This is a genomic window from Vibrio sp. R10-SG-ISO4, assembly GCF_059834135.1.
In genome coordinates this window covers 142,412-157,255 of the sequence record NZ_JCBDHJ010000002.1, presented here as the reverse complement: position 1 = coordinate 157,255, position 14,844 = coordinate 142,412, and the positions used below count along the sequence as shown (strand labels likewise).

Genomic DNA, 14,844 nt, shown 5'->3' with positions numbered 1-14,844 from the left:
AATTAAGCGATGTTTTGCGTGTCTGAAATAGACTGTTTGATCAGTTCGATAAAATGGTCAAAGAGCGGCGCCGCGTCGTGTGGACCTGGGCTTGCTTCTGGGTGACCTTGGAAGCTAAATGCTGGCTTGTCAGTACGGTGGATACCTTGTAGAGAGCCATCAAATAGTGACACGTGAGTAGCACGTAGGTTCTCAGGGAGTGTCGCTTCATCTGCCGCGAAACCGTGGTTCTGAGACGTGATCATCACAACGTTACGGTCTAAGTCTTTCACCGGGTGGTTAGCACCGTGGTGACCAAACTTCATCTTCACTGTCTTCGCACCAGAGGCAAGAGCAAGAATTTGGTGACCAAGACAAATGCCAAAGATAGGTAGGCCTTTTTCTAGGAAAACCTTGGTCGCTTCAATCGCGTAAGTACACGGTTCTGGGTCACCAGGGCCATTAGATAGGAATACACCATCTGGGTTGAGTGCCAATACCTCTTCTGCACTGGTCTCTGCAGGCACGACCGTTAGACGGCAGCCACGATCAACCAACATACGTAGGATGTTACGCTTAGCGCCGAAGTCGTACGCGACAACGTGGTAAGGCAGCTCGCTCTCTGCTTTCGCTTCTGGCAATCCACTTTCTAGCGTCCAAGAACCTTGATTCCATACGTACGCTTCTTTGGTTGACACCACTTTGGCCAAGTCCATACCTTTTAGGCCAGGAAACTCTTTTGCTTTCGCTAGCGCTAATGCCTGATCGAGATTGTCACCCGCGATGATACAACCGTTCTGAGCGCCCTTCTCACGCAAAATACGCGTCAGTTTACGAGTATCAATATCCGCAATGCCGACAATGTTTTGCGACTTTAGGTAATCAGAAAGCGTTTGTTCACTACGGAAGTTTGATGCGATAAGAGGAAGATCGCGAATCACAAGGCCTTGTGCATGAATTGAAGAAGATTCTTCATCTTCGGTATTGGTACCGGTGTTACCAATATGTGGGTAAGTAAGGGTGACGATCTGCTGGGAATAGGAAGGATCAGTGAGGATTTCTTGGTACCCCGTCATCGAGGTATTAAAAACAACTTCACCAACGGACGACCCATCTGCTCCAATGGAAACTCCGCGGAACACTGTCCCATCTTCTAGGACTAACAGTGCTGATTTACTCAAGACAACCTCCAGAATAAAAATGCAAAAATAATAAATTTAACTGCAAATTTGCCTTCCTGTGCGCAATAAAAAAGCGGTTTTAGGTATTTCAGACAAATTGGCGGTATTCTAATGAGGCCTGTGACATGTGTCAACACACACGTAAAAAAACACCGAAACTTTAGGGCTCTTTAGACAAAAAACAGCCCAAAAGGCCTAAAAGAACAACTTTTGTAAATGAGTAATCGATTTCAATTCAAAAAACTCAAAATCTCTCTTTGTGTCACCTGTATCAGATCACACTTTTTTTCTTCGCTCTTACGCAAACGTTCAACATCGGAAGCAAATACAAACTTTAAAGACATTAAAGACAAAACCAACACCAAGTCACGAAAATAAACAATAAAACTTAAAGAAAAAAGAGCATAGCCTGAAGTTAACTCATTCTCTTTCAACGCACATATATAAAAAACGCCGGGCAAGCCCAGCGCATAATTATTTATTTACAGTTCATTGAGTCCTAGGACATCCGTCATGGTATAAAAACCAGGGGATTTTTGGCTAAGCCAGACGGCAGCTTTGACCGCACCATTGGCAAAGGTCATTCTGTCCGTCGCTTTATGAGTGATCTCTACACGCTCACCAATATCAGCAAACATCGCCGTGTGTTCGCCGACAATATCGCCTGCGCGAATGGTGGCAAAACCGATCTCATCTTTGGTTCGCTCGCCGGTAATACCTTCACGAGCATACACAGCAACATCGCTGAGCTGGTTACCCATAGCGCCAGCAATGGCTTCTCCCATACCAATTGCGGTACCGGAAGGCGCATCCACTTTATGACGGTGGTGCGCTTCAACGATTTCAATGTCGCAGTAATCGCCCATCACTTTGGCTGCCTTTTCAAGCAGTTTGAACACAAGGTTAACCCCAACAGAGTAGTTAGGCGCCATCACGACAGGAACGCTCTGAGCAATCTCATCAATAGTCGCTCTCTCTTGCTCACTAAAACCAGTGGTGCCAATCACAATGCTTTTGCCATGCTGACGGCAAAGTTCTAAATTCGCTAGCGTGCTCGCCGGTGCCGTAAAATCGATAATGACATCAAAGTTGTCGATCTCTTTGGCAAGATCATCCGTCAGCACGACATCAAATTTGCCCTCTCCGCACAGTTCGCCGACATCGACACCCACCAAAGAAGATTCCGGACGCTCGGATCCTGCACCAACACGGGCGTCTTGATTTAAAAATGTCGCTCTGACTAAGTTACGACCCATTCGACCGGCCGCACCCGCAACTGCAATTCTGACCATTGCAAAAAACTCCTTGGTTCTTGTTCCATTTGTGCCAATAAACTATCAACAATCTCGGCTTGAAACCAGTATTAAAACTCTTGAATAACACGCTTTAGAATCGGCACATTTGCTTCCGGAAAGGTGTAGTGACTCAAATCTGCAATTGCCACCCAGGCACCTTGCTGTCCTTCTTTGCCGTACGGCTCACCAGAAAACTCATGCACACAGATAAAATCAAACTTGAGCGATTTATCCGGATAGTCATACTCAAGATGTTCAAACGGGGTTTGATGTAACACGACAATCCCCACTTCTTCTTCCAGCTCGCGCGCCATCGCTTGCTCTATACTTTCCCCCGCTTCGACTTTACCGCCGGGAAACTCCCAAAAGCCGCCCTTATGTTTGTCATCCGGACGCTTGGTGATAAAAATCTTCGATTTGTCTTGGTTGAAGATGATCGCCGCTACGATATGAATACGTTTCATTGACTGGTTCCTATTTGCTTGTTGCTACCCATCAGGCGGATACAAAAAGAGCCGCCAAAGCGACTCTTTTCCTATAGATCTCACGTTAATCGCTTACGCAATTTTACCGTGACACTGTTTGTATTTTTTACCACTGCCACATGGGCAAGGTTCATTTCGCCCCACTTTACGCTCTTCGCGCACCATTGGCTGATGAGCATCATCACTCGCGTCGTCATCACTCAATGGGTTATCGGCGCTCGCGTGTTGCGCTTGTGCCAAACGAGCCGCTTCTTCTGCTTGAGCTCGACGCTGAGCTTCCATACGTTCCACTTCTTCTTGCTGCTGAACGCGAACTTTAGACAAGACAGTGATCACGTCAGATTTCAGTGCTTCAAGAAGACCTTCAAAGAGCTCGAAAGATTCACGTTTGTACTCTTGTTTCGGGTTCTTCTGCGCATAGCCACGTAAATGAATACCCTGACGCAAATGGTCCATTGCAGCCAAATGCTCTTTCCACAAGGTATCGAGCGTTTGCAACATCACTGACTTTTCAAAGTTGCGCAGCACTTGCTCACCCACCACGGCTTCTTTCTCTTTGTAAACAGAGATAGAGGTCGCAATGATTTTCTCGCGCAGCGCTTCTTCATACAGTTTGTCGTCTTCTTCAAGCCACTGCTTGACCGGCGCATCAAGGTCGAAGTCATTTTTCAGACGTGCTTGAAGCCCGTCCACATCCCACATATCTTCTAGCGATTGCGGTGGGATGTACTCATCGATAACAGCATTAAGCACGTCGTCACGGTTTTGCTCAATCATGTCACTGATGTCGTCAGCGCTCATCAGCTCATCGCGCAACTCATACACCACTTTACGTTGGTCATTCGCAACGTCATCGTATTCCAGCAATTGCTTACGAATATCGAAGTTACGTCCTTCCACTTTACGTTGCGCTTTTTCAATCGAACGTGAGAGCATTTTCGATTCGATTGCTTCACCCTCTTCCATACCACTTTGGATAAGGCTAGCCATACGATCCGAGGTAAAGATACGCAGCAGTGAGTCTTCCATCGATAGGTAGAAACGAGACGAACCTGCATCCCCTTGACGACCAGAACGACCACGAAGCTGGTTATCAATACGACGTGATTCATGACGCTCAGTACCGATAATGTGTAAGCCACCAGCTTCCAGCACTTGATCGTGAACGACTTTCCATTCCGCTTTAATCGCGTCAATTTGCTCTTGAGTTGGGTTGTCCAGTGTCTCCACTTTTGACTGCCAACTGCCGCCGAGGACGATATCCGTACCACGACCCGCCATGTTGGTTGCGATGGTGACTGCACCCGGTTTGCCCGCTTCCGCGACGATCTCTGCTTCTTTCTCGTGGAATTTTGCGTTAAGCACGTTGTGCTTGATTTTCGCTTTCTTCAGCGCATTAGAAAGTAGCTCTGATTTTTCAATCGATACGGTACCCACCAGCGTTGGCTGACCTTTTTCAACGCGCTGTTTGATGTCTTCGATAATCGCAGCGAATTTCTCCGCCTCGGTGCGATAAACCATGTCTGGCATATCATCACGAATCATTGGCTTGTTGGTTGGGATAACCACGGTTTCAAGACCATAGATCGATTGGAATTCAAACGCTTCTGTATCTGCGGTACCCGTCATACCAGACAGTTTCTCGTAGAGACGGAAGTAGTTCTGGAAGGTAATCGACGCCAGCGTTTGGTTCTCGTTTTGGATCTTAACGCCTTCTTTCGCTTCCACCGCTTGATGTAGACCTTCAGACCAACGGCGACCAGGCATAGTACGACCCGTATGTTCATCAACGATCACCACTTCACCCTCTTCAGTGACGATGTAGTCAACGTTCTTCTCAAACAATACGTGCGCACGCAAGGCAGCATTAACATGGTGCAGTAGACTGATGTTCGTCGGTGAGTACAAGGTGTCACCTTCGACCATCAAGCCGTTTTTAATCATTAACTCTTCAACAAACTCTTGACCGGTTTCAGTCAAATACACTTGCTTGGATTTCTCATCCACCGTGTAGTGACCATCACCACGGTACTCTTCGGAATCTTCTTTATCTTGCTTCTGGAGTTGTGGGATGAGCGTGTTGATGCGAGTGTACAGCTCAGAGCTATCTTCAGCAGGGCCAGAAATGATCAGCGGCGTTCTCGCCTCATCAATCAAGATGGAGTCAACTTCATCGACCACAGCGAAAAAGCGCGCGCGTTGAACGCGGTCTTCGGCGCGAAACGCCATATTGTCACGTAGGTAGTCAAAACCGAATTCGTTGTTGGTACCGTAAAGAATATCTGCTTTGTAGGCTTCTTTTTTCTCTTGAGGTGGCATGTTCGGCACGTTAACGCCTACCGTCATACCGAGGAATTCAAACAGCGGTCGGTTGGTTTCTGCGTCTCGCTTAGCGAGGTAGTCGTTGACGGTCACGACATGAACCCCTTTGCCTGGCAGCGCGTTCAGGTATGCAGGGAGTGTCGCGGTGAGTGTTTTACCTTCACCAGTCCGCATTTCAGCGATTTGTCCGTTATTCAGAACCATGCCGCCGATAAGCTGAACATCAAAGTGGCGCATGCCATACAAACGTTTTGATGCTTCACGAACCGTCGCGAAAGCTTCAGGCAACAGACTGTCTAGTGTCTCACCTTGATCTAAACGCTGACGAAATTCGACGGTCTTTTGTTTTAGCTCTTCATCAGATAGAGCCTCAAACGTCGGCTCAAAATTGTTGATCTCTTTTACTATTTTTCTCAGACGTCGCAGGGTTCTGTCGTTGCGACTGCCAATTACCTTTGTCAGTAGCTTAGTTATCATTTGCTATGAATCTCTCTTAACTCAGATCGGGCCCGATCATCTTATAATGCCTTCAGTCTCTACCAGTTTTAAACTAAGAATACTGAGATAAATCACTTTCCTCAGATATTGTGCTATTTACTTTAGAATTCAAGGCTAGAACTGATTTTAGTGGCGCCTATCTTATGAAATTTTCACCCTGACAACCAATAGCAAGGTAATTTGTTTGAAGCGCACTTTATTTTTTGTGCTTATATGACGTAAGTTTATCCAATGCAATGCTACCTACTCGCACGAGCTTCGCTTAGAATGAAACAGACCGTCCAGCAATATAAGGCCCACTATGCGTGACCACCGCCCTACTTTAGGCGACGACATCATCGCTCAATCTCGCTTGTCGACACTGCAACAACACGCCGAAGAGATCATCTTGATCAACCGAGCACTGCAGGCCATTTTGCCTCGTGGTACGGAAAAGCATTGCCGGGTGGCAAACATCCGTGAAGGGCAATTGATCCTCGAGGTGGCTAGCGCAGGGATCAAGATGAAGATCGATCGTGATCGTCTGCATATTTTGAATCAATTACGATCTCAGGGATTCGCTCGACTGATCGCTGTCAGCGTACAAATCAATCCGGAGCTATATCGATCCAATAGTGAGAAAAGCGAGCAGTCAGCGCCACAAAGGGATCCGATCTCTTCCACTGCCGCGAGCTATCTTGAAATGATCGCCTCAAACGCCTCGCCGAAAGTAAAGGCACGACTTGAAAGCTTGGCGAAATTAGCCAAGAAATCGTAGAACGTCGCTACACTGATATTTGTTAGGGCAATCAAAAAAGGCCAGATCATTCGATCTGGCCTTTAAAACTATTAGTTAGCTTGCTGGCTTATAGTAGCCTGCTAGCTCAATACCCGCGCTTTATGCAAGCACCATATTAGGCTCTGCAAAAGCCATTGGTGCTGGTGCCTCTTCTTCAAAGGTCACCCACTCCCACGCTTCTTGGTCTGCGAGGACTGCACGAAGCAGTTGGTTATTGAGACCATGGCCCGATTTGTAAGCTCGGAATTCGCCAATGATAGGGTGACCACACATGTACAGATCGCCAATAGCATCAAGCACTTTGTGCGTCACAAACTCATTTTCAAAGCGAAGACCTTCTTCGTTCAGAATACGGTATTCATCCAATACGATGGCGTTGTCGAAACTGCCACCCAGCACCAAGTTTTGAGACTGGAGGTATTCGATATCACGCATGAATCCAAAGGTACGAGCTCGTGAAATCTCTTTCACAAAACCGTTTGTCGAGAAATCAAACACCAAGTGCTGCTCGTCGGCATCAATAGCTGGGTGATTAAACTCGATTTCGAAATCCATACGGAAGCCATTAAACGGAACAAACTCCGCCCACTTGTCTTCTTCTTCAAAACGGATAGGTTTCTTGATACGAATAAAACGTTTTGCGACATTTTGCTCTTCGATACCCGCTTGTTGAAGCAAGAATACGAATGGACTTGCGCTGCCATCCATAATTGGGATTTCTGGCGCATCGACTTCAACGATAACGTTATCGATACCCATACCCGCAAGGGCAGCATTCAAGTGTTCAACTGTTGAAATACGGACACCTGCGTCATTAACCAGAGCGGTACACAATTTGGTGTCGCGCACAGAGTCTGGGTTCGCAGGGAAGTCGACCGCTGGCTCTAAATCCGTGCGGCGATAAATGATACCAGTATTTGCAGCAGCTGGGCGTAGCGTGAGCGTGACTTTACGACCAGAGTGGAGACCCACACCAGTTGTTTTCACTATTTCTTTCAGAGTACGTTGTCTGATCATCTACCTTGCCTCAACAATATTGCCACAAAACGCGGTCAATCTTTAACATCGACCGCGAATCCTACCACATAATCGAACAGTGTCAAATTATGGATGCCATCAATCAGCTTGGCGACGTAGGAAAGCAGGAATATCTAAGTAGCCACTTTCTTTATCGGCTTTCGGTGCAGCAGCGCTTTGGCTTGCCCCACCGCCAACACCTGACGTCGTCGGCTGAGGTGAAACTTGTGGTTTCTCTTGCAAAGATGGTGCCGCTTTTTCTTCCACTTTGTTGACGCTCGCTTGAGGCGTCACCGTTTGTTGTGGTTGAGTTTGCGTAACCGGCTTCGCTTTGCCACCCGCAACCAGAGTAATGTCAGGCTTTTTCTCGTTACCGATACCTGTCGCTACAACGGTGACACGGATTTCATCAGCCATGTCTGGGTCGAGAGAAGTACCAATCACTACAGTTGCATTGTCAGAAGCGAACGCCTTAACTGTGTTACCCACAGTTTCGAACTCATCGAGGCGCATATCCAGACCCGCTGTGATGTTGACCAAGACGCCACGAGCGCCCGCAAGATCAATATCTTCAAGCAGTGGGCTAGAGATTGCCATCTCTGCCGCTTCTTCCGCACGGTCTTCACCTTTCGCGACACCACTGCCCATCATAGCGTGACCCATTTCCGACATCACAGTGCGAACATCCGCAAAGTCGACGTTAATCATGCCAGGGCGAGTGATAAGCTCAGCAATACCTTGTACCGCGTTTTTCAATACGTCATTTGCACTTGCAAATGCTTCGAGTAGTGTGATGCCTCGGCCAAGAACCTTGAGCAATTTCTCATTGGGAATCGTGATAAGCGAGTCCACATGCTTTGAGAGCTCTTCAATACCTTGCTCAGCAAACGCTAGGCGCTTTTTGCCTTCGAAGCTAAATGGCTTAGTGACTACAGCGACGGTCAATACGCCGAGTTCTTTTGCCACTTCTGCAATAACAGGTGCCGCACCGGTACCAGTACCACCGCCCATTCCGGCCGCGATAAATACCATATCGGCACCTGACAACTCTTCTTTAATTCTTTCTCTATCTTCAAGAGCAGCGTCACGTCCTACTTGCGGGTTTGCCCCTGCACCTAGACCTTTTGTCATGTCGCCACCAATTTGGATGACACTACTGACACTGGTTTTTCGAAGCGCCTGAGCATCAGTATTGATACTGATGAACTCAACACCTTCGATGGATTCACGCACCATGTGTTCGACAGCGTTACCGCCGCCGCCACCAACCCCAACGACTTTAATTACTGCATCGTCAGACATTTCCATCATCGGTTCAAACATGTGTTATCTCCGTTTTTCCTGCTGCTCAGGTTAAAACTCTTTTTGTATCCAATTACGCACTCGAGCAAAAAAACCGGTAACTGACTGGCGAGAAGGCTCGTTGTATTCCGTCTCATCATTTACCTGACTGTCGCGCGCGTAATGAAGTAAACCCACAGCCGTAGAATGATACGGCTCTTTGACATAATCCGTTAAGCCGCTCACCTCTAGTGGCTTGCCAACTCGTACTTGGTTGCGGAACACGCGCTCCGCACACTCAACCAAACCTTCAATTTGTGATGCGCCACCTGTGAGCACCACACCTGCGGCAAGATGGTGTTTAATCCCCTCTTCACGCAGTCTTTCTTGAACAGTATCGATAGTCTGGTTCACCAGACCCATTAACTCAGTATAACGAGGCTCTATCACTTCAGATAGAGTTTGACGTTGTAAACTTCGCGATGGACGCCCTCCAACGCTAGGAACGTTAACTGTGTCATCTTTGCTGACCAATTCACTCACTGCACAGCCATATTTGACTTTAATCTCTTCAGCATCGCTGACTGGCGTGCCAAATGCAAAGGCTATATCACTAGTCACCGCATTTCCTGCGTAAGAAAAGACCTCAGTGTGACGTAATGCGCCGCCGGTCCAGATGGCCACATCCATGGTGCCTGCACCAATATCAACCACACACACGCCGAGTTCACGCTCATCTTCTGTAATGACCGCATTACTTGACGCAAGGCCAGAGTAGACCAAATGCTCCACCGTTAAGCCGCAACGCTCAACCGCTTTAATAATGTTTCTCGCCATATCATTGTGGCAAGAAATGAGGTGCACGCTGACTTCCATGCGCACCCCTGACAGACCGAGTGGATTTTTGATTCCCTCTTGGTAGTCGATCGTAAACTCTTGTGGGATGACATGCAAAATACGCTGCTCATCGCCAATTTTAATAGACTTAGCGGTATGAATTGCACGATCCATGTCTTCTTGTGACACTTCTTCTTCGGAGATAGTGCCCATCCCCTTTTCGATACGGCTAGCAATATGGCGACCAGACAGCGAAATGTAGACGTTGCGAATTTGGCACTCAGCCATCAACTCCGCTTGGTCCACCGCGCGCTGAACCGATTTCACTACCGACTCTAGGTCGTTGACTCCGCCTTTATCCATACCACGCGACGGGCTAATCCCAGCGCCAATAATATTAATTTGACCATCAGGCAATACTTCGCCCACCAGAGCCGATACGGTTGCAGTGCCTATATCAAGACCAACAATAATGTTGTCATCAGCGGTCTTAGTCATCTGTACTCTCTTGTTCTAACTCTTGATCAGGGAACCATCCAACGGATGCTCCCGTGTCATACCTGAGGTCAATGTAGCTCACTCTTAACGTGTCGCTACCTAAATTCTGATACAGAGAAACAAATCGATTGATGCGTTCCTCTAACGACTCTTTACCCAATTCCAAACGAATGCCGTTATCTAGAATAATTTGCCACGCTCGGCGCTCGTTTTGCACCAAGGACGTAATCGACAAATTGAGCGCGGTAAATTTCGGGCTAATTCGACGCCACACGTCCAACACTTCTTGGCTGGTACCCTGTGGGCCGTAGAGCTTTACCCGCTCTTCTTCTAGTTGGCCGATGTCACCATTGAAGACGTCTCCCTGCTCATTCAGCAATGCGTTGCCATTCCAAATTGCCGCCGCTTGGTGCTCAGTAAGAAACACTTTGACGGTGTCTGGCCATTGCTTGCGTATTGAGGCGTGAGAGACCCAAGGGATCGCTTCAGCCATCGTCTGCAACACCTTGATATCTTGTGACATAAAGGTTCCGACATGATCCAAATGCGCAAAAGCACGTTGGACATCGAGGGCAGAGACGTAGTGCAAATCACCTTGCAAGACAATTTTAGAGAGTGGCAGACGCTGGTCATCCCACATCCATGAAATCGTCGAATAAAGAAGGGAGCCAATTAACAGCAAAACCACCAGTAAAAAACCACCGCCAACCGCGTGGTTTTTAACAAGTGGGGAAGAGGTTAGATGACGGCTTTCATTAAAAGCACTTTTAATCAAAGTCCATAGTCCTTGCTATTTGTTCGCAATTTTCCCTATCTTCTTTTGCAATAAGGCAAAAGCACTTATTTTAACTTTCGGATTATACTGGCGTCACTGAAAGTATCAAATACTGAAAGTGAGAAATCGCCGCTTAAAACACAGAAAGTGCATCAAACCACGATTTTTCACCCTTAAATCTACGCCTGACGCATCTTATCGATATTTAACTCAAAAGCCGCCAACTGTTTTGCCACTTTACCGACATCCCCAGCCCCTTGAGTAAGCACTAAGTCACCGTCTTGTAAGACATTCGCAAGAACGGAAGGTAACGTACTGCTGTCCGGGACAAAAATTGGGTCAATACGGCCACGTGAACGAATCGTTCTGCACAATGATCGACCATCTGCACCAGCAATGGGCTTTTCACCTGCCGCATAGACATCCAGCATGATCAAGACATCCACTTGTTCCAGCACGTTGGCGAAATCATCGTAGAGGTCTCGCGTTCTGCTGTAACGGTGAGGCTGAAAGATCATCACTAAGCGCTTTTCTTGCCAACCGTTTCTCGCGGCTTGAATGGTCACATCCACTTCTGTCGGGTGGTGGCCATAATCATCAACCAGCATTGCATGTCCCTTGCCAGTTTCGAACTCACCTAGATGATCAAAGCGGCGGCCGGTTCCTTGAGTGCCTGCCATGGCGCGTAAAATCGCCTCATCGCTGACATCATCTTCCGTTGCCACGGCGATGGCCGCTGATGCATTGAGCGCATTATGGCGCCCTGGAATATTCAGGGTAATGTCTAGGTTAGCGCGATGTTTACGTACGACAGTAAACTTGCCCTGCTGGCCTTCTTGGCGATAGTTTTCAATGCGCACATCGGCATCTTCTGAAAAACCGTAAGTAATCACTTGGCGGCTCACTTTAGGAATCAGTTCACGCACGACCGGGTCATCGACACACAAAATCGCTTGGCCATAAAACGGCAGGTTGTGCAGGAAATCGATGAACGTTTGTTTGAGCGTTTCAAAATCGCCGCCATAGGTGTCCATATGATCCGCTTCAATATTGGTAACGATACTGACCATAGGCTGCAAATGGAGAAACGAAGCGTCGCTTTCGTCCGCTTCCGCAATCAAGATACGGCTAGAGCCCAGTCGCGCATTGGTTCCCGCGCTTTTGACCAAGCCACCGTTGACGAACGTCGGGTCTAAGCCTTCTTCAGAATAAATCTGCGTGACCAAGGCCGTTGTCGTGGTTTTACCATGTGTGCCCGCCACCGCAATACCGTGACGAAAACGCATCAGCTCAGCCAACATTTCTGCGCGGCGAACCACAGGGATACGGGCTTCGCGGGCAGCCTTAATTTCTGGGTTTTGCTCGTTGATGGCAGTAGAGACAACCACCACACTGGCGTTGGCGACGTTGTCTGCATGGTGACCGATATAAATCGTCGCCCCTTTTTGCGCGAGCCCCTGCGTAACCGGATTCTCTGCGATATCTGACCCCGTGATTTGGTAGCCTTCGTTGAGCAACACTTCTGCGATGCCACTCATACCCGCACCACCGATGCCGATAAAGTGAATGCATTTCACGCGGCGCATTTCTGGCACCATGGCACGAATCTGCGCCAAATCTTGTGTATGTTGAATTGTCATAATCGTTCTCTATTTCTGTGCCAGTTCGATGATCGCCGTTGCCACCACTGTATCAGCGTCCAGTTTGGCGGCCGCGCGTGCCTTCTCTGCCATAGAGAGAAGATCATCACGGCTCAGATGGCGAATACCTTCGGTCAATGACGCCACACTGAGCGCCGGCTGCTCAATCATTTTTGCGGCGCCGCATTCTACCAGATGATCCGCGTTCAACGCTTGTTGGCGATCTTTGTGCATAAAGGGAATAAAAATCGCCCCGACCCCCGCCGCTGACACTTCCGACACCGTCAACGCACCAGAGCGGCAGACCAGAAGATCGGCCCAAGCGTATGCCGCAGCAACATCATCGATGAATTCCACCACTTCAGCCTGCTCGACGTTTTGATCTTGATAGGCTTTTTTCACAGAATCCGCGTTATTTTTACCCGCTTGATGACGAACTTGATAACAACTTCCTAGGTTGGCCATCACCTCAGGTAAGGTTTGATTTAAAATCCTCGCACCTTGACTGCCACCCATAACCAAAATACGAATCTCATCGCTACGCTCACTCATGCGCACTGTTGGGCTTGGCAGTGAAATCACATCCTCACGCACGGGGTTCCCCACCACTTCTGCATGAGTAAATGCACCCGGAAACGCCTGAAACACCTTGCTCGCAATACGTGATAACCATTGATTGGTGAGACCTGCAACCGCATTTTGCTCGTGCAGTACTACTGGAATGCCCAACAGTTTCGCTGCCACGCCACCTGGGCCACTGACATAGCCGCCCATGCCCAATACCACATCCGGTTGCCAGCGTTTCATGTGCGCTTTGGCCTGAAAGATCGCATTGATGATTTGAAACGGCGCCGCGAGAAGTTTCGCTAACCCCTGTCCACGCAAGCCTTTGACTTTGATAAAGTCGATATCGATACCGTGTTTGGGTACCAACTCGGCTTCCATTCGATCCGCAGTTCCTAGCCAGCGAATTTCCCAACCTTGCTGCTGAAGTTTTTTGGCAACGGCTAAGCCAGGGAAAACATGACCGCCCGTACCACCGGCCATGACCATAAGTTTTTTAGTCTGAGTCATTATTCGATTTCTGTGTTGAGTCAGGCGCATCAACCCGGCATTCGAAGTCAATGCGAAGTAAGATAGAGACGGCCACCGCCATGATAATCAAGCTAGATCCGCCGTAACTGATAAGCGGCAAGGTGAGACCTTTGGTCGGCACCATACCGGCCGCCGCACCGACATTGACTAAGGTTTGAAACGCAAACCAAATGCCGATACCAAATGCCAGATAGCCGCCAAAAAGATGCTGGTTCTCAAACGCTTTTCTGCCAATAAAAATGGCTTTGATCACCAAGCTAAAAATCAGCATTAGCACGAGCACAACGCCAACAAAGCCCAACTCTTCCGCTAACACGGCAAACACAAAGTCCGTGTGCGCTTCAGGTAAGTATTCGAGCTTTTGAATTGAATTACCAAGGCCTTGACCAAACCACTCACCTCGGCCAAAAGCCATCAATGACTGCGTCAATTGGTAACCGCTGCCGAAAGGGTCTTCCCACGGGTCGAGAAACGAGGTGACGCGGCGCATGCGGTAAGGCTCGATCCAAATCAATCCGACTACCGCTGAAATGCCGACCACCATCAAGGCAAGAAACTGAGTCAGCTTGGCTCCGGCGATAAACAGCATGCCAAACAGCGTCACCAACATCACGATAACGGTGCCTAAATCGGGCTGAAGAAGCAGCAAACCGGCTAATGTTCCAAATACGATGATGGGCTTAATAAACCCACCAAAGAAGCTCGATTGAACCTCATCGCGTTTACGCACTAAGTATCCGGACATAAAAATAAACAGTGACAATTTCGCCACTTCGGCAGGCTGTAAGTTAAACAGTCCTAGCGGAATCCAACGTGAGGCGCCATTGACCGATTTTCCCGCCACCAGCACCACGCACAGCAAGAAAATAGACAACAGCAGCAACCAAGTACTGTAGTCGAGCCATTTGCGCATCGGGACTTGTAAAATAACCGCGGACGTTCCGAGCGCGAGGACAAGAAAAAGCGCATGGCGAAACATAAAGTGGAAAGGCTGGTCAGTAAGACGCGAACTGATAGGAAACGATGCGGATGTCACCATCACCAAACCTGTCAACATTAACCCAAGCGCAATCCAGACCAATTGTCGATCGTACAGTGAGTCTGGGCTGTCACTGGTGAGCCAATGTTGCACTCTGTGGATGGCACTGGAAATCGGCATATCG

Annotated in this window: 12 protein-coding genes; 1 reads left to right on the top strand and 11 read right to left on the bottom strand. The window is 48.3% G+C overall.

What is annotated here, in order from left to right; genetic code table 11:
- Positions 1-2: 2 nt before the first annotated feature.
- The 4 genes from carA to secA form a co-directional block, all read right to left on the bottom strand.
- A complete protein-coding gene (gene carA, locus AC6R03_RS01655; protein WP_500631757.1) occupies positions 3-1,160 on the bottom strand; it encodes a glutamine-hydrolyzing carbamoyl-phosphate synthase small subunit in 1,158 nt (385 codons plus the stop codon).
- A 482-nt stretch (positions 1,161-1,642) separates the two neighbouring features.
- Positions 1,643-2,452: a 4-hydroxy-tetrahydrodipicolinate reductase gene (gene dapB, locus AC6R03_RS01650; RefSeq protein WP_334554362.1), complete on the bottom strand. Its 810-nt coding sequence runs from the start codon at positions 2,450-2,452 to the stop codon at positions 1,643-1,645.
- Positions 2,453-2,523: 71 nt separating this feature from the next.
- The gene (gene mutT, locus AC6R03_RS01645; protein WP_500631758.1) at positions 2,524-2,919 is read right to left on the bottom strand and encodes an 8-oxo-dGTP diphosphatase MutT; all 396 of its coding nucleotides are present in this window, start codon (positions 2,917-2,919) and stop codon (positions 2,524-2,526) included.
- A gap of 93 nt (positions 2,920-3,012) precedes the next feature.
- Positions 3,013-5,739 (bottom strand): preprotein translocase subunit SecA, encoded by a 2,727-nt coding sequence (gene secA, locus AC6R03_RS01640; protein WP_500631759.1) that lies wholly within the window; start codon positions 5,737-5,739, stop codon positions 3,013-3,015.
- A 322-nt stretch (positions 5,740-6,061) separates the two neighbouring features.
- Between secA and AC6R03_RS01635 the strand changes: the two genes are divergently transcribed.
- Positions 6,062-6,517: a DUF721 domain-containing protein gene (locus tag AC6R03_RS01635; protein ID WP_500631760.1), complete on the top strand. Its 456-nt coding sequence runs from the start codon at positions 6,062-6,064 to the stop codon at positions 6,515-6,517.
- A gap of 120 nt (positions 6,518-6,637) precedes the next feature.
- On the opposite strand, the gene lpxC is transcribed toward AC6R03_RS01635, so the two are convergent.
- The 7 genes from lpxC to ftsW form a co-directional block, all read right to left on the bottom strand.
- Entirely contained in the window at positions 6,638-7,555 is a 918-nt protein-coding gene (gene lpxC, locus AC6R03_RS01630; RefSeq protein ID WP_487901315.1) for a UDP-3-O-acyl-N-acetylglucosamine deacetylase, read from the bottom strand.
- Positions 7,556-7,654: 99 nt separating this feature from the next.
- The gene (gene ftsZ / locus AC6R03_RS01625) at positions 7,655-8,878 is read right to left on the bottom strand and encodes a cell division protein FtsZ (RefSeq protein WP_500626517.1); all 1,224 of its coding nucleotides are present in this window, start codon (positions 8,876-8,878) and stop codon (positions 7,655-7,657) included.
- Between the two features lie 30 nt (positions 8,879-8,908).
- Positions 8,909-10,171 carry a cell division protein FtsA gene (ftsA, locus tag AC6R03_RS01620; protein WP_487901317.1) on the bottom strand — a complete coding sequence of 421 codons (1,263 nt, stop codon included), beginning with the start codon at positions 10,169-10,171 and terminating at the stop codon, positions 8,909-8,911.
- Positions 10,164-10,946 carry a cell division protein FtsQ/DivIB gene (locus tag AC6R03_RS01615; protein ID WP_334554348.1) on the bottom strand — a complete coding sequence of 261 codons (783 nt, stop codon included), beginning with the start codon at positions 10,944-10,946 and terminating at the stop codon, positions 10,164-10,166. The genes ftsA and AC6R03_RS01615 overlap by 8 nt, the downstream gene beginning before the upstream one ends.
- 179 nt (positions 10,947-11,125) lie before the next feature.
- Complete coding sequence (gene murC, locus AC6R03_RS01610) at positions 11,126-12,586, bottom strand: UDP-N-acetylmuramate--L-alanine ligase (RefSeq protein WP_334554346.1); 1,461 nt, start codon at positions 12,584-12,586, stop codon at positions 11,126-11,128.
- Between the two features lie 9 nt (positions 12,587-12,595).
- Positions 12,596-13,660, bottom strand: coding sequence for an undecaprenyldiphospho-muramoylpentapeptide beta-N-acetylglucosaminyltransferase (gene murG, locus AC6R03_RS01605; protein WP_500631761.1), 1,065 nt, complete (start codon positions 13,658-13,660; stop codon positions 12,596-12,598).
- Positions 13,647-14,840: a cell division protein FtsW gene (gene ftsW / locus AC6R03_RS01600; RefSeq protein WP_500631762.1), complete on the bottom strand. Its 1,194-nt coding sequence runs from the start codon at positions 14,838-14,840 to the stop codon at positions 13,647-13,649. The genes murG and ftsW overlap by 14 nt, the downstream gene beginning before the upstream one ends.
- Between the last annotated feature and the right edge of the window lie 4 nt (positions 14,841-14,844).